General features: G+C 47.7%; 15 protein-coding genes. 9 read left to right on the top strand and 6 right to left on the bottom strand.

Annotated features, from left to right (window positions below; genetic code table 11):
- Positions 1–254: 254 nt before the first annotated feature.
- The 4 genes from nusB to coaE all read left to right on the top strand — a co-directional run bounded on the left by nusB (position 255) and on the right by coaE (position 2,763).
- Complete coding sequence (nusB, locus tag KJS94_RS07075; RefSeq protein WP_214446611.1) at positions 255–1,178, top strand: transcription antitermination factor NusB; 924 nt, start codon at positions 255–257, stop codon at positions 1,176–1,178.
- A 33-nt stretch (positions 1,179–1,211) separates the two neighbouring features.
- On the top strand, positions 1,212–1,676 hold the full coding sequence (locus KJS94_RS07080; protein ID WP_214446612.1) for a DUF1573 domain-containing protein: 465 nt from the start codon (positions 1,212–1,214) through the stop codon (positions 1,674–1,676).
- A gap of 75 nt (positions 1,677–1,751) precedes the next feature.
- Positions 1,752–2,087: a preprotein translocase subunit YajC gene (gene yajC / locus KJS94_RS07085; protein ID WP_214446613.1), complete on the top strand. Its 336-nt coding sequence runs from the start codon at positions 1,752–1,754 to the stop codon at positions 2,085–2,087.
- Between the two features lie 64 nt (positions 2,088–2,151).
- Positions 2,152–2,763, top strand: a complete 612-nt coding sequence (gene coaE, locus KJS94_RS07090; protein WP_239804322.1) for a dephospho-CoA kinase — start codon at positions 2,152–2,154, stop codon at positions 2,761–2,763.
- 30 nt (positions 2,764–2,793) lie between these two features.
- On the opposite strand, the gene KJS94_RS07095 is transcribed toward coaE, so the two are convergent.
- From KJS94_RS07095 to KJS94_RS07105, 3 genes are all read right to left on the bottom strand, one after another.
- Positions 2,794–3,984, bottom strand: coding sequence for a pyridoxal phosphate-dependent aminotransferase (locus KJS94_RS07095; RefSeq protein ID WP_214446614.1), 1,191 nt, complete (start codon positions 3,982–3,984; stop codon positions 2,794–2,796).
- A gap of 89 nt (positions 3,985–4,073) precedes the next feature.
- Positions 4,074–4,796, bottom strand: coding sequence for a DUF4397 domain-containing protein (locus KJS94_RS07100; protein ID WP_214446615.1), 723 nt, complete (start codon positions 4,794–4,796; stop codon positions 4,074–4,076).
- Position 4,797: 1 nt separating this feature from the next.
- The gene (locus tag KJS94_RS07105) at positions 4,798–6,120 is read right to left on the bottom strand and encodes a serine hydrolase (RefSeq protein WP_239804323.1); all 1,323 of its coding nucleotides are present in this window, start codon (positions 6,118–6,120) and stop codon (positions 4,798–4,800) included.
- 263 nt (positions 6,121–6,383) lie between these two features.
- Between KJS94_RS07105 and secDF the strand changes: the two genes are divergently transcribed.
- Entirely contained in the window at positions 6,384–9,482 is a 3,099-nt protein-coding gene (secDF, locus tag KJS94_RS07110) for a protein translocase subunit SecDF (RefSeq protein ID WP_214446616.1), read from the top strand.
- A 116-nt stretch (positions 9,483–9,598) separates the two neighbouring features.
- On the opposite strand, the gene KJS94_RS07115 is transcribed toward secDF, so the two are convergent.
- Complete coding sequence (locus KJS94_RS07115) at positions 9,599–9,943, bottom strand: HesB/IscA family protein (RefSeq protein ID WP_214446617.1); 345 nt, start codon at positions 9,941–9,943, stop codon at positions 9,599–9,601.
- 144 nt (positions 9,944–10,087) lie between these two features.
- Between KJS94_RS07115 and KJS94_RS07120 the strand changes: the two genes are divergently transcribed.
- Together KJS94_RS07120 and KJS94_RS07125 are read left to right on the top strand one after the other, a co-directional pair.
- The gene (locus tag KJS94_RS07120; protein WP_214446618.1) at positions 10,088–10,600 is read left to right on the top strand and encodes a DUF7935 family protein; all 513 of its coding nucleotides are present in this window, start codon (positions 10,088–10,090) and stop codon (positions 10,598–10,600) included.
- 114 nt (positions 10,601–10,714) lie between these two features.
- A complete protein-coding gene (locus tag KJS94_RS07125) occupies positions 10,715–12,280 on the top strand; it encodes an acyl-CoA mutase large subunit family protein (protein ID WP_214446619.1) in 1,566 nt (521 codons plus the stop codon).
- A 45-nt stretch (positions 12,281–12,325) separates the two neighbouring features.
- On the opposite strand, the gene KJS94_RS07130 is transcribed toward KJS94_RS07125, so the two are convergent.
- Positions 12,326–12,802: a fasciclin domain-containing protein gene (locus tag KJS94_RS07130; RefSeq protein ID WP_214446620.1), complete on the bottom strand. Its 477-nt coding sequence runs from the start codon at positions 12,800–12,802 to the stop codon at positions 12,326–12,328.
- A 108-nt stretch (positions 12,803–12,910) separates the two neighbouring features.
- Here KJS94_RS07130 and KJS94_RS07135 point away from each other — a divergent pair, with 108 nt between their 5' ends.
- Both KJS94_RS07135 and KJS94_RS07140 read left to right on the top strand, forming a co-directional pair.
- The gene (locus tag KJS94_RS07135; RefSeq protein ID WP_214446621.1) at positions 12,911–14,251 is read left to right on the top strand and encodes an amidohydrolase; all 1,341 of its coding nucleotides are present in this window, start codon (positions 12,911–12,913) and stop codon (positions 14,249–14,251) included.
- A gap of 58 nt (positions 14,252–14,309) precedes the next feature.
- Entirely contained in the window at positions 14,310–14,876 is a 567-nt protein-coding gene (locus KJS94_RS07140) for a GNAT family N-acetyltransferase (protein WP_214446622.1), read from the top strand.
- A gap of 21 nt (positions 14,877–14,897) precedes the next feature.
- Here KJS94_RS07140 and KJS94_RS07145 read toward each other — a convergent pair whose 3' ends face one another.
- Positions 14,898–16,577, bottom strand: a complete 1,680-nt coding sequence (locus KJS94_RS07145; RefSeq protein WP_214446623.1) for a glutamine--tRNA ligase/YqeY domain fusion protein — start codon at positions 16,575–16,577, stop codon at positions 14,898–14,900.
- Positions 16,578–16,679: the final 102 nt, after the last annotated feature.

Raw genomic sequence — 16,679 nt, forward strand, 5'->3', positions numbered from 1 at the left:
AATGTTCAACGAATTATATGCCAATTGGTTCAACAGGACTAAACAAGGTCATTTTTGCAGGAATCCCCTTCCAAACAACCGCATATGCGTCAGTATGAAGCGATCCGGGACGCTAAGGGTGTCAAAATTTCAGCAATTCTGGCAGTCCTACAACTTGCTATTCAATTGCTTGCCAAATGTTAATCCTCTTTTACCATTTTGGCAGGAGCGGGGAAATCCCGTAGCTTTGCCGGCTCAACAAAGTTCTTGCAGGCATGATCAGCAGAAGAAATATCCGGGTTAAAGTGATGCAAACCCTCTATGCATTGGAAACAATGGAAAACAGCACAAAACCCGGAGAACCTTTAAAGCTCCTCGAAAAGCAATTCGAACAGACCAGGCAATTGCTGGTCTATATGATCCACTTTATTACTGAAGTTGCCCGATATGCTGAATCTGATGCCAGGATCAGGGCTTCCAAGCACCTTCCCTCTGCTGAAGACCTCAGCGTTAATACCAAGATCGCCGGTAACACCCTGTTGTGGAAAATGCTGGAGGATGCTTCCCTCCAGAAAGCCATTGATGCTACCCATGTTGAAAAATACATGGATAAGGAACTGGTCCGCAAGATCTACCTGGAACTGACAGAGACCCCTGAATACAAGGCCTATATCCAGGAAGCCAGCCGTGAACCCAAATCAGAACGTTCCATCATCGAGTTCATTTACAACAACCTGTTGATCACCAGTGAAAACTTCACCAGCCACCTGGAGGAGCATTTCAACAACTGGGATGATGACTGTGATATGGCCAACCAACTGATCCTTCATTACCTTGCCAAGCCCGGCACTTATGATTTCCAGGAGATCCTCAGCAAGGAAAAATGGCAGTTTGCCAAAGGCCTGCTGGAGACCGTTGGCCAGAAAAAGGAGATCACCCTGGAAATGATCAAACCCAAACTGAAGAACTGGGACCCGGAGCGGATCGCCACCCTGGATATGATCCTGATGCAGATGGGGGTATGTGAATTCCTTTTCTTCGAAACCATTCCACCAAAGGTTACCATCAATGAGTATATTGACCTGGCTAAGGAATACAGCACCCCTCAGAGCGGGCAATTCATTAACGGCATACTGGACAATATCCACAAAGACCTGGTAAAGGAAAACAGGTTACACAAAGTGAGTTTCAGGAAATAACCGGGCACCTTAAATTTGCACCAAACTTTTACGATGCGCAACGCATTTATCCTCTTTTCCCTTTTAGCCATCATGGCCTCCTGTGAAAGGAATGCCAAGTCAACAGGTAATGTGAGCAATAGCCCCTCTCCCGCCAATGCAGGACTGGAGCCCATGTTCGACTCAAGCGCCTTTACCAAAATCACCTGGCTCGAAAACGACAAGGATTTCGGGAAGATCCAGGAAGGGCAAAAGCTGGAAGTAAGTTTCCAGTTTCGCAATACCGGTGATAAGCCCCTGATCATTACAAGGGTTAGTCCCAGTTGTGGCTGTACAGCGGCAGAGCCCCCTAAAGAACCCATTGCCCCCGGTCAGGAAGGCACGATCAGGGCTACTTTCGATAGCAATGGCCGCCAGGGTATGAACCACAAGACGCTTTATGTTGAAGCGAATACTTTTGGTGGAACCAACCACATCCTCCAATTCAAGGTGGAAGTTGACCCCAAGCCGGTTCAATAAGCCTTTGGGGTCGCTGGATGGAATTCCGCCAAAAAGACCTTTCTTTACAAACTGAAAATCTGAAAACAAATAGCAATGACTAGTTTATTATTACAGGCAGCAGGTGGTTCAGCCGCAACCATGCAGTTGGTTTTACTGGGAGGTATGATCCTGGTGTTCTGGCTGTTCATGATCCGTCCCCAGGCCAAGAAAGCCAAAATGGCCAAGCAGTTCCAGGAAAACATGCAGAAGGGCGACAAGATCGTTACCATTGCCGGTATCCATGGCGTGGTGAACAAGGTGAACGAAGATGGCACCATCCTGTTGGAAACCAGCCCTGGTAGCTATATCAAGGTGGAGAAGAGTGCGATCTCCCTTGAATGGACCCAGAACGTAAACAAGAATGCTGCAGCAGTAGCTGAAAAGAAATAAGGTTTCTACACTGAATGAAAAGTCCGGCCAAAGCTGCCGGACTTTTTCTATTTTAGGCTGAGTTATGGCTATACTTAGAATTGGCATTACCGGCGGTATAGGCAGTGGGAAATCCACTGTAGCAAGGGTATTCAACACTATCGGCATCCCCATCTACCTGGCAGATACTGCTGCCAAAAGACTGATGGAAGAAGATGATGAACTCAAAAAGGCCATCATCGCCCATTTTGGTGAAGAAGCCTATATCAATGGCAAGCTCAACCGACCTTATATCTCGGCCATTGTTTTTTCCAACAAGGAAAAACTGGAAGAACTGAACAGCCTGGTCCACCCTGTCACTAAACGGGATGGGGAAGAATGGATGCAACAACAGCATACCCCCTATGCGATCAAGGAGGCTGCGCTGATCTTTGAAAGCGGTACCCAGGAACAACTGGATTATGTCATCGGTGTGTATGCCCCACAGCATATCCGCACCCACCGGGTGATGCAAAGGGATAAGGTAACCCGGGAAGAAGTGCTGCAACGCATGCGCAACCAGATCAGCGAAACCATTAAAATGCGGTTATGCGATTACGTTATAGTGAACGACGACCAGCAACTGGTCATTCCACAGGTTTTGCAGATACACGAAGAACTTTGCCGCCTGGCGCAAAAAAAAAGCATCCATGAATGATCATGGATGCTCCCTTCTATCGATTGGTCCTTATTTCAATTTAGCCAGGACATTCTTGATCCTTGTCATACCTTCCTCGATCTTTGGTAGGCTGTTCGTATAAGCTATCCTGATGCAGTTCTCTTCCCCGAATGCCTTTCCAGTAACCGTTGTTACATAGGCATTCTCCAGGATATAAAAACACAGGTCATCAGAATTCCTGATGGTGGTAGTGCCATCTGACTTACCGAAATAATAGGAAATATCGGGGAATACATAGAAAGCACCATCGGGTTCATTGCAGGTAACGCCGGGTAATTCCTTCAGCATTTCCATGATACGCTTCTTGCGCTTTTCAAATTCCTTCACCATTTCCCTGCTGGGAGTAAGATCGGCTGTAAGGGCTATCACTGCTGCTTTCTGCGTAGCTGCATTGGCACCGCTGGTGATCTGGCCCTGGATCTTTTCACATGCTTTCACAACATCCGGTGCACCGGCAATATAGCCCAGGCGGTAACCGGTCATGGCAAAGCCTTTACTGAGACCATTGATGATCACCACCCGATCCTTGAGGTCCTCGAACTGGGCAATGCTTTCATGCTTGCCAATATAGTTGATGTATTCATAGATCTCATCACTCATGATGTAGATCTCGGGATGGTTGCGGAAAACATTGGCCAACGCTTCCAGTTCATCATGGCTATACACAGCACCTGTTGGGTTACAGGGCGAAGAGAACATGAAAAGCTTTGTCTTAGGCGTAATGGCTGCCTCTACCTGCTCAGGTTTTACTTTGTAGCCGTCCTCAGCTTTGGTCCTGATCATCACGGGAACACCATCACACATCCTTACGATCTCGGAATAGGATACCCAGTAAGGTGTAGGGATGATCACCTCATCACCATTGTCCACAACAGCCATGATCAGGTTAGCAATACTTTGCTTGGCGCCTGTAGAAACAAGGATGTTCTCAGGTTTATACTCAAGGTCATTGTCGCGCTTCAACTTGGTGCAAACAGCTTCCCTCAAGTCAGGATAACCTGCCACAGGGGGATAATGGCTCCAGTTCTCATCAACAGCTTTCTTCAAAGCTTCCTTGATGTGTTGCGGGGTATCAAAATCTGGTTCACCAAGGGAAAGGTCGATCACATCAAAACCCTTAGCCCTAAGTTCACGGCCCATCTTGGCCATTCTCAAAGTTTCCGGCTCACTGAATTTTTGGAGTCGAGATGAAAGTGCCATTGTGTTGGAATAGTTGGTTGAATGAAAAAACGATTGCTTGACAATCTTCAAAAATAATGAAATGCACTTGCTTTTCCTGAGGATTTTGATCAGAAGGCTTGATGGGCCACCAGCATCATCCTTGGCCTGCGTTCTCCTGTACCTTCCCTTTCACCGATGGCGATCAACGAATAGCCTGTCTTTACGGCCAGGTCAACATCTTCGGAACTCAATACCGTTCCTGTTTCACTGAGTAGTTCCATCCTGTAGGTTCCTGGGTAGAACTTTACTTCAAACGACTTACTAACGGTAGTTTGCATGCCAAAATAATCAACATCATTGGCTACCCTGATGGTATCGCCATTCTTGATCAGTATCAGGTCGAGGGCATTACTGCCGGCAACCAAATTGGTAAAGCGCACATTCGTAAGGGTGTCGTTCAGTTGCAGGTCGTCATCCGTTAACAGCAAATAGGCGCTATTCACCCTGAATGTATCGTATTGAAGGAGGGTAAAATATTTTCCGGCCGTAAAGGAAAAATTCTTGTCCAGGGCAGGCTGTCCTGCTACAGCTTCTATTGTCATCAAACGCACGCCCGGTTTCACTTTCAGGTAAGAGTTGGTGCTGGTTCCCGTTGAACCGCCAAATTCAACGGCTGTTTCATTCACGGCTTCCCCATCAGTAAAAAGCCTGATGCCAGGACTACCCAGTCCGGCATTCACGATAGACAGGTAGGCCCTGGGGCCATTGCCGATGTTATCTTCTTCTTTCAAACAACCCGTAGCAACCAACAGGAAGGCAACAATACCCGATATAAAATACAACCGCTTCATATCACTTGTCATAATTCATTTGGTAGCGGCTGAGGTCTGGCACCACTGCCCTCGGCCGTTTCAACTCGTGTTGATAGATCACTTCCCCCAGGTGCTTCATAAAGGGAAAGCCTACTGTTTCATAATCATAATGGTCATCATTCACTACGCCATCACTGTTACAGTAGATGGTAGCGCTCAGCATGAACTCTATATTGTTGCGGAAATCCACCACATAGGCCACATCAGTCAGGAATCCATAGCCATCCCCTACCTTGTTAAAGATCCGGATATGGTCTGGTAATTTTCCTTTTTCAGCGCCCCAAAGAAGGAATTTAACATAGGCATCCCAATACAAGGTTGAATCGTAGGATGGGTATTTTGTTTCCGATGGCAGTTGCGACATATACTGCCAGAGGAATTGGATATCTGATTCGGTCAGGTTGAAACGGTGCCCTGCTGTTACGGCATCCGGGAACATTACCGCTTTCAAAACGGCGGTCAGCTCATCAAGGGGAAACTTATTCTTGGCCGAGCAGTCCAGTGGCCGGTTGATCAATTGACCTTTTCGGTAATGTGCCAGGCCAATGGAATCATGCCTGTGCCTGAACTTCTCGTTGCTTCTTTGGGCAGGCTGTTCATAAACCAACTGACCGGTATCACCGAAGAAACGAATGGGATTGGTTTGGCGGTTCTCTTCCTCCGTCAAGGCCAATTCCAGGCGGTGATGGATAGCGGAATGCTTCAAGCCTTTGCTTTGAAGCGACCTGTTGATGCCCTCCTGCCCGAGGAACTCATACAGGCGGTTATACGCATCGTTATCACTCACCAGGAATATCTTCTTTGCGTAATGCGCCACACTCGGTTTGCCATCCGGGCTGGTAGGGTCATTGTACACACTGGTCTGCCCGCTGAAGGAGGTATCGGTTATCATTGCGCTATTCCTGTCCACCCCTGCCACCTTCAGTTGGTTCAGCTTTTCAAGGCTGAGTATGGCAATGGGCATCTTCACTGTTGAAGCAGGATAGAAATAGGCCTGGTCGTCAACATTGAAGTAATGAGAAGTAAAGGTTGGGCTATTGTCCTTTTTCCGGTCAATCTGGGTGTAGATCACCTGAACCTTGAACGCATTGCGCTGCTCCATGATCTCCTTAAAGTATTGGGGATAAGCCGCCAGCAATTCCTCCATAAACTTGTCCGTCTTGCCATGGCGGATGATGGGTGGGACAACAGGAGCCGATTCCACCCTGGCACTATCGGTACTTACGGATTTCACCATTGACTGGGGCGCCTTGCACCCAATAGCGCTCATCAACAGGGCAACCACAGTCACTCTACCAATCATCAGGTTTGAATTTGAGCCCAATGTTAGCAAAAAAATGACCTTTTAACGAAAGGCCCTTACGAACAGAATGGAATACATAGTTTTTTTTACTAATACCATGACAGTTTTGCTTGCCACATAAGTACCCCGGAATGGCTGAAAACCTTTATTCCAACTTAATTTGCGCATTTCATACAATTCATTGGCCAACCTGTCAATATTTCATCGTAAATCCTATATTTGCCACTCTTTAAAATTTAACAAAAAACGAAACAAGAATTGCAATGAGAAGTCTGGTAAGCATTTTTGCTGCGATCCTAATTCTGATTTCCTTGTACCAGCTTTCCTTTACATGGTTTGTCAACAAGCACGAGGCGGCCATGGAAGAAAAGGCAATGAAGTATGTGAAAACCTTCCCTACTGCAGAACAGAAGTACCCTGGAAACAAAGAAATGCAGGCCCTCTACCAGGACACCCTGGATGAGATCAAGAAGAGCCGACTGAGAAGACTGCTTGACAGCACCCGCGATGTGAAGATAACCTGGTGGGGTCAGTCTTATCAGAAAGCTAAGGAAAGTGAGTTGTTATTAGGTCTTGACCTACAGGGAGGTATCAACGTGACCATGGATGTTGCCCTCGATGGTTTGATCAAAGGGCTTAGCAATAACCCGAATGACCCTGCATTGAAGAAGGCACTGGAAGAAGCTACCCGCCGCAAAGTGAATAGCGATGCAGACTTCATCACCCTGTTTGCACAATCTTTCAAGGAAGTGAATCCCGGTGTGAACATGGCGCCATTGTTTGCCAACAGCACCCGCAACAAACTGAAGATCGACGCGAATGAAAACGCTGTGGTTGCTTATATCCGCGACCAGGCCAATGCAGCCATGAAGCAGACCTATGATGTATTGACCAAGCGTATCGACAAGTTCGGTGTTGCCCAGCCCAATATCAGCCTGGATGAGAATAAAGGTATCATCACCGTGGAACTGGCTGGTGCATCTGACCCTGAGCGTGTAAGGAAATATTTGCAGTCTACTGCTAACCTGCAGTTCTTCGAAGTGTACAATATTGGTGAACTAGACAAGAGCCTGGAAGCGGCCGATAATGCCCTTGCAATTGTATTGAAAGGAAGTACTGCCACCACTGCGACTACAACAGATACTGCAGCCAAAGCCGCAACGGATACTACCAACAAATCATTGGCTGATGTATTGAAGAAGGATACCACCAAGGCGACTGCCCAAACTGCTGATGCAGCAAAAGCAGACCACCCCTTGCTGACCTCCATCCAATTCATCCCGCCATCTGATGCCAATAAAGATGGTCGTCCAGAGTTCGCACCGAACCTTGGTTATGTAGCCCTTAAGGATACTTCCCTGGTTTCATCTTACCTGAACAATCCTGCCGTTCAAAACAACATTCCCGGTGATGTAAAGTTCCTGTATGGCATGCCTGAGAAAGACCAGGCCGGTAAGGTATTGGATTATGTTGCCCTTTATGCCATCAAGACCGTTCCCGGTACTGAGAAGGCTAAACTGGAGGGGGAATACATCACTGATGCTTACCAGGACTTTAACCCTGTTACCAGCCAGGTTACGGTTAACATGACCATGAACAAGCAGGGCGAAAAGATCTGGGCGAAAATGACCGGTGACAACGTTGGTCGCGCTATCGCCATTGTATTGGATGATATTGTATACTCTGCCCCCAACGTAAACGAGCCCATCACCGGCGGTAACTCACAGATCTCCGGTTCATTCAGTGTACAGGAAGGCCAGGATCTTTCCAACATCCTGAAGAGTGGTAAGCTGGATGCGCCTGCCAAGATCGTTCAGGAGCAGGTGGTAGGTCCTACCCTGGGTAAGGAAGCCATCAAGGGTGGTACCCTCTCCTTTGCCATTGCGTTTGCTGTGATCTTCATCCTGATGCTGGTGTACTACAACACAGCAGGATGGGTTGCCAATATTGCCCTGATCCTGAACCTGCTCTTTACCGTTGGGGTACTGAGCGCATTGAATGCTACCCTTACTGCCCCGGGTATCGCCGGTCTGGTATTGACCATCGGTATGGCAGTAGATACCAACGTAATCATATTCGAAAGGATCAAGGATGAACTGACCAGGGGCAAGAGCTACCAGCAAGCGGTTACCGACGGTTACAGCCGCTCACTGGCACCGGTACTGGATGGTCACATCACTACCCTGCTGACCGCTATCATCCTGTTCTACTTTGGATTAGGTCCTGTATTGGGCTTTGCTACCACCCAGATCCTGGGTATCCTGCTGAGCTTGTTCTGCGGTATCCTGATCTCAAGGCTGGTTACAGATTTCTATACCAACAAAAATCGTCACTTCAAGTATTTCACCAATATCAGCCGTAATATCTTCAAGAATGCTAACTACGATTTCATCAAGTACCGTAAGGTTACTTATGTGATCTCTGCATTTGTTGTACTGCTGGGTATCGGAGCGCTCATCAATGGTTTCAACCAGGGTGTTGAATTCAGCGGTGGCCGTAGCTATATCGTTAACTTCTACAAGCCTGTAAACTCTGATGAGGTAAGGGATGCCTTGGATAAAACATTTGGTAAGTTCCCCATTGTAAAGACTTATGGTGGAACCAACCAACTGGATATTACCACAGACTACCTGATCGAAAGGACCAATGTAGAGACCGATGCTGAAGTGAAGAATAAGCTGTTCGAAGGCCTGAAGCCTTTCCTGCCTGCAGGATTAACGGCTGATGAATTCGATGGTAAATACCTTCAGGGTTCCAAGCGCGTAGATGCGACCATTTCCGACGACCTTAAGTCCGGAGCGAAGTGGGCTACCTTCTGGTCACTGTTGGTGATCGCCCTCTATATCTTTATTCGTTTCCGCGACTGGAGGTTCTCCCTGGGTACCATCGTAGCCTTGTTGCACGATGTACTGGTAACGCTGATCGTGTTCTCCTTCTTCAAGAATATCGTACCGTTCTCCCTGGAGATCGACCAGCACTTCATTGCTGCGATCCTGACCGTGATCGGTTTCTCCATGAACGATACCGTGATCGTGTTTGACCGTATCAGGGAAAACAGCCGCCTGATGAAAGGGGCCACCAAAGCGGAGATCATCAACAAGTCAATCAACAATACCCTGAGCCGTACCATCATGACCTCGGTTACGGTATTCCTCACCATCCTTATCCTGTTCCTGGTAGGTGGTGAAGTGACCAAGGGTTTTGCTTTCGCGATGCTGATCGGTGTGATCACCGGTTGTTACTCATCCATCTTTGTGGCAGCACCGATCCTGGTTGATTTCGCCAAGGATAAGCCACTGGGTGAAGCTGACATGGCACATGCCCCCAAGGCAGAAGCCAAGCCCGCTGTAGCCAAATCATAATCGATAAAAACTTAATAAGAATGCCGCCCCGAAAAGGCGGCATTCTTATTTCTACTAAAAGGAATAAAAAAAGCACCAGCTACAGCCGGTGCTTTACAATTAGGTCGATACTAGTATTAAACAGCAAAAGAAGTTCCGCATCCGCAGGTATTGCTGGCATTCGGGTTCTTGAAAGTGAACCCACGGGAGTTGAGGCCATCCTGCCAGTCGATCTCCATACCCATCAGGTAGATGCCATGGGACTTCGCCATTACGCAAGGGATCCCTTCTATCTCAAATCGATCATCACCTTCCTGGAGGTCGTCGAAACCAAGGACATAACTAAGACCCGAACAGCCACCACCCTTTACTCCTACCCTCAATACCTTGGCAGTATCGAAACCGGGTTCGTTCATGAGTCTGTGGAGTTCGGTAACAGCTCCTGCGGTAAAGGTTACAGGCGTTTGAAGCACAGTTTCCATTGATAACATTTTTGCAAAAATAACAACAATTGCCCAATATGGTTTCCATTCGGGATGCAGCAGCTAAAAACCACTTGTTTTACAGGCAGAAAAAATTTGTTAAGATCATCCAGCAAGTAAATTTGTCCATCAATTCAACACCTAATGGCAACATCAACCATGATCCTGATCGGGGTAGGCCTTGTAGCATTAATAGCGGGCCTCTACCTATTCTTTTACATGAAAGACAAAAAATCCGTTTCGGAACCAACAACCCAGCAGGATGGCAACAGTTCCAGGCAGCTAAAACTCGCAGCATACGAACGCCTGGTTATCCTGGCGGAAAGGATTGCGATCCCCAACCTCGTAAGCAGGAGCAACGAACCCGGGCTGGGCAAGCGCGACATGCAGCAACTACTGACCCAAACGATCAGGCAGGAATTTGATTATAACCTTTCCCAGCAGATCTATGTTAGTAATGAAGCCTGGGAGGCTATCCGTAATTTGAAAGAACAGAATATCCATGTCATTAACCAACTGGCTTCCATCCTTCCTGATGAAATGACTGGCCTCGAGTTCAACAAGAAACTGGTTGAATTCATCATGAACCAGCCCCAGGGATCCATGCACCAGATGGTACAGGAAGCCCTTCGGTATGAAGCAAGGAAGTTGATGTAAATGATGGGGGGTGAGGCAGGCCATCGGCAATTAGATCAACGGCCTTACCATGCGATGGACATATCCTGACCATCAAACCCGGATGTCATTGATTGCAATTCAGAACAATTTGCTATGCCAGATAAGAATATCTCCACCGACAGTGGAATCGAGATCAAGGAAGTGTATTACCGGACCGACTTGCCCAGTGCTGGTCAAACAGAGGAAAAGCCGGGTGAGTTCCCTTTTACAAGGGGTATCCAGCCTGATATGTACAGGGGCAAGCTCTGGACCATGCGCCAGTATGCGGGCTTCAGCACAGCAGAGGAAAGCAATAAAAGGTACCATTACCTGCTCTCCCAGGGGGTGATGGGCTTAAGTGTTGCCTTCGACCTGCCAACACAGATAGGCTACGACAGTGACCACCCGCTGGCAGAAGGGGAAGTTGGAAAAGTGGGTGTTGCCATCGACAGCCTTGAGGATATGAAGACCCTTTTCAAAGGGATCAAACTGGAAGATGTCAGCACTTCCATGACCATCAATGCAACAGGATTCATTCTCCTCTCCCTTTATGTTGCCCTCGCCAAACAACAAGGAGCAGACCTTAAAAAGATCTCCGGCACAATCCAGAACGACATCCTGAAAGAATATGCGGCAAGGGGTACTTATATCTACCCGCCCAAGCCCTCCATGCGCATCATTACAGATATTTTTGAATGGTGCAGTAAGGATCTTCCTAAATGGAATACAATCTCCATATCGGGTTACCATATCCGTGAGGCGGGTTCTACTGCAGTGCAGGAAGTAGCATTTACCCTCAGCAATGGTAAGGCATATGTACAGGCAGCACTGGAGAAAGGTCTAGATATCAATGTATTTGGCAAAAGGCTGTCCTTCTTCTTTAATGCCCATAATAACCTCTTCGAAGAAGTGGCTAAATTCAGGGCAGCCCGGAGGATGTGGGCGAAGATCATGCAGTCGCTGGGAGCAACAGACCCCAAGGCCATGATGCTCCGATTCCATACCCAAACAGGAGGAAGCACCCTGACCGCACAACAGCCATTCAATAATATCAGCAGGGTAACCGTTCAAACCATGGCCGCCGTATTAGGAGGGACCCAATCCTTACACACTAACGGTTATGATGAAGCGCTTAGCCTTCCTACAGAAGAAGCAGCAAGGATCGCCCTGAGGACCCAGCAGATCGTGGCCTTTGAAAGTGGTATTGCAGATACGGTTGACCCACTTGCCGGCTCTTATTATGTTGAAGCACTGACTAATGAACTGGAGCAGAAGGCATGGGACCTGATCGCCACCATCGATAGCATGGGTGGTAGCGTAAGTGCCATTGAGGAAGGGTTTATCCAGGATGAAATTGCAAGGAGCGCTTATGATTACCAGCGGCAGATCGAAACCGGAGGGAAGATCATCGTTGGCGTCAACAAATTCCAGGTGAAAGAATCAGACTCCATCCCATTATTTAAGATAGATGATTCGATTCGTTTATTGCAAAGCCAGAAGTTGGCAGATTTGCGGGCCAGGCGCGACCAGGGGAAAGCTTTAAACTGCCTTGAACTGCTGCGTGAAAAAGCAGTTAACGGCGAAAACCTCATGCCTGTAGTCATTGAGGCAGTAGAGAGCCTCTGTACACTAGGTGAAATAGCTGATGTTCTCCGAAAGGAATTCGGGGAATTCAAGTAAATAAAAAAGCCGCTTAACTGGAAGCGGCTTTTTCATTTCAAGGTTTTACTTTAATAGCTGGTCGATCATCATGATGGTGCCATTATCCGCATTGATGGCATCCCCAACAACTTTTGCATTACCAAGGTTGATCGGGGTTCCCCCGATCGATTTCAATGTACCACTGGCAAGGTCTGCAGGATTTACCTTACCCGGGATGATATGGCCCTTCAGAATATTGGCAAGGTCCTTCAAACCCGCTTTACTTCCAGTCAGTTTACCAATAGCATCCTGCCCGAGGGCGGCAATGGCGTCATTACTGGGGGCAAGGATGGTCAACGGGTTGGAGCCACCCAATAATTTTCCCACGCTGGGGACCTTATTGATCAGGCCAGCAAATGAAGAAAGGTTGGCATTGCCTCCAAGCATACCCAGCAAATTGGACGGAGTGGTGAGGGAACTCAGGGATGGTGCACAGCTTAAATTCAGCATGGCAATAACTCCCATAACAGTGAATAGTCTAAGGAAAGTGTTGCGTCTCATAAGTGAATGTTTATTTGGGATGAAAAAATCACCATTTAACTACCTTATGAGCCTAACCGATTCTGGGGTAGAAATTGTAAATTACGAAACATATAACAACAAAACCATATGATTGTTCGCACCTTAAAACTGCTCTTGATCCTGGTAGGCTCTGGTACCCTCGTCAAGGCACAATCGCCCATGGCAGCTGCGATTGAAGCAAAGGCAAAAGCTGTCCTTCCTAAAGTAATTGAGTGGAGAAGGCATATCCACCAGAACCCCGAACTGGGTAACCGGGAGTTCAAGACCATGGAATACATTGCTGCCCATCTTCGGTCTTTGGGCATAGAAGTGAAGACCGGGGTAGCCAAGACCGGCGTAGTTGGCCTGCTTAAAGGCGGAAAGCCTGGTCCTGTTGTGGCGCTTCGTGCTGATATGGACGCATTGCCTGTTTTGGAGCGTGTGGATGTCCCATATAAGTCAACGGTAACCGCAGAGTACCTTGGACAAACTGTTCCTGTAATGCATGCCTGTGGGCATGATACCCATGTGGCCATGCTGATGGGTGCCGCAGAAGTATTGGCAGGAATGAAGAAAGACCTTGCAGGCTCTGTAAAATTTATTTTCCAGCCGGCTGAAGAAGGTCCTCCCGGTGATGAGGAAGGTGGAGCGCCATTAATGGTAAAAGAGGGGGTAATGGACAATCCCAAAGTAGATGCTGTATTTGGTATCCATATCTCTTCCCAATTGGAAGTGGGTAATATCAAATACAAAGCTGGTCCATTCATGGCTTCTTCAGACTGGTTCACCATCAAGATCAAGGGAAAACAAGCCCATGGCTCCGCTCCCTGGGGTAGCATTGACCCGATCGTGGTAGGCACCCAGATCGTAAACGGTTTACAGACCATTGTAAGCCGGCAGGAAAACATAGTAAAGGCGCCTGTTGTCATTACGGTGGGAAAGTTCCATAGCGGTGTCCGCAGCAATATCATTCCCGAGGAAGCTGTCCTGGAAGGCACGATCCGCACCCTCGATGCGGAGATGCAGAAGGATGTCCACCAAAGGATCAGGACCACTGCCCAGAAGATCGCAGAAGCGTCTGGGGCTACGGTGGAAGTAGTCATTGATACCAAGACCCTGGTTACTTTCAATGATTCTACCTTAACCGAACTAATGGTGCCTTCACTGGTGAGATCAGCCGGTGCAGACAAGGTTGCCAGCCAGGGATGGACCACAGGTGCTGAAGACTTCTCCTTTTTTGGTGAGAAAGCCCCGGCCTTTTTCTTTAATGTTGGCGGTATGCCCAAAGGCACCACCTCTGCCAAGGCTGGGGGGCACCATACACCCGACTTCTTCATTGACGATTCGCAGCTGGATGTTGGGGTAAAGGCGTTTTGCAACCTGGTGGTCGACTTTGCTCAACAGTATCCTAAGATGGCCAAGACCAATACCGGGAAGAAAGCTTTTTGACAACAACCATATTTGAATTGCTAAAGGCCGGGTGACCGGCCTTTTATTTCCAGTGAATATGATACTATACCGCCAGGTAAGCAACAAAGCAGACCTTCAAAAGATCCTGGCCTTACAAGAGGTAAACCTGAAGGGAAATCTCTCCGAAGAGGAGAAAAATGCACAGGGATTCCTTACCCTGCAGCACAGCATGGAAGTATTGGAAACAATGCACGGCACTGAACCCAGCATCATTGCCATGGATGGTGAAACACTGGCTGGTTATGCATTGGTTATGCCGCTGGAGACTAGGTCATTGATACCCGAACTGGCTCCGATGTTTGACCATTTCGCATCTATGACATACAAGGGAAAACCGCTTAACCACTATCGTTACTATGTATTGGGACAGGTTTGTGTAGCTGCAGCATACAGAGGAATGGGAGTATTCGAAGGGTTATACCAAATGCACCGGGACCTATTAGGCAACAGGTATGACTTTGTGATCACGGAAATATCAACCAGCAATCAAAGATCCCTAAAAGCCCATGCCAGGGTTGGATTTACCACCATCCTGACCACCAGGGACCATATCGATGAATGGCAAGTGGTGCTGTGGGATTTCAATAAAAAAGCAGTGGGTTGACCACTGCTTTTTCTATTCTTACTAGTTCTTCTTCATTTCTTTCGCCCAGGTATCCTTCAGGGTAACTGTCCTGTTGAAGACCAACTTTTCCGGGGTAGAATCCTTGTCAAGCGCGAAATATCCCTTACGCAGGAATTGATAGCGGTCACCCTCACCCGCTTTAGTAAGTGCTGGTTCCGCATATACCTCACTGATCACCTGAAGGGAATCCGGGTTGATGTAGGATTTGAAATCACCTTCCTCGTTGCTGGGGTCTTCAACCTTGAACAGACGGTCATACAACCTCACCTCTGCTTTTACAGCCTGGGAAATACTTACCCAATGCAAGGTTCCCTTCACATTGATTCCGGAAGTATCCTGCCCACTCTTACTCTCAGGAATATAGGTACACCTCAATTCGGTCACATTCCCTTCATCATCTTTCATTACCTCATCACAACGGATAATGTAGGCGCTCTTCAACCTAACCATTTGTCCGGGAGCTAGTCGGAAATACTTCTTGGGCGGGTTCTCCATGAAATCCTCCCGCTCAATGTATAATTCACCAGAGAAGGGGATATCGCGGTGACTGGTATCAGGATCCTCAGGATTATCTTCTGATTTGAGCATTTCAACCTGTCCTGCAGGGTAGTTCGTGACCACTACTTTCAAGGGGTCAAAAACCACCATCCGCCTGTGGGCTATCTTGTTCAGGTGTTCCCGCAAACAGAATTCCAGCAAACCAACATCGATCAGGTTGTCGCGCTTGGCCACACCGATCCTGTCACAAAAATCACGGATACTCTCCGGTGTGAATCCCCTCCTTCTCAACCCACTGATCGTTGGCATCCTGGGATCATCCCAACCGCTTACATGCCCTTCGTTCACCAGTTGCAGCAATTTTCGTTTACTCATGACCGTGTTGGTCATATTCAACCTGGCGAATTCATACTGGTGGGAAGGGAATATCCCCAATTGTTCAATGAACCAATCGTACAAGGGACGATGGGGAATGAACTCAAGGGTACAAATGGAATGAGTGATCTTCTCGATGGAATCGCTCTGTCCATGAGCAAAATCGTACATGGGGTAAATGCACCATTTATCACCGGTCCTATGGTGTTTGGCATGCTTGATCCGGTAAATGATAGGGTCACGCATATGCATATTGGGTGATGCCATATCGATCTTCGCCCGTAATACCTTCTCACCATCCTTGAACTTACCCGCACGCATATCCGCAAAAAGACTAAGGTTCTCTTCAACAGAGCGGTTGCGGTAAGGACTATCCTTTCCGGGTTCAGTGGGGGTACCTTTCAGGGATGCGATCTCCTCGCTGGAACTGTCATCCACATAAGCAAGTCCTTTCTGGATCAGCTTAACGGCATAATCATAAAGGTACTCAAAGTAATCAGATGCATATAATTCATTGGCCCACTGGAAACCCAGCCAACGAACATCATCCTTTATGCTTTCAACATATTCCGTGTCCTCTGTAACAGGATTGGTATCATCGAAACGGAGATTGGTTTGGCCTCCATACTTAAGGGCCAGCCCAAAGTTCAGGCAGATGCTTTTCGCATGGCCTATATGCAGGTATCCATTGGGCTCCGGTGGGAATCGGGTTAAAATACTATTGTATTTTCCTTCCGCCAGGTCCTTCTCAATGATCTCTTCAATGAAATTGAGTGATTTTTCTTCTTCTTTACTGATCTCCGTCATACTCTTGATTTGCAGAACTGCGAATTTACGGCTTGTTAAGCAGTGTACAAAAGCGGGGACATGCCGGGTCTGGATGGCCGGGCCGAACTTTCATGTTAACAC

Origin of the sequence: Flavihumibacter rivuli, assembly GCF_018595685.2 — a bacterium.
Taxonomy (GTDB): domain Bacteria; phylum Bacteroidota; class Bacteroidia; order Chitinophagales; family Chitinophagaceae; genus Flavihumibacter; species Flavihumibacter rivuli.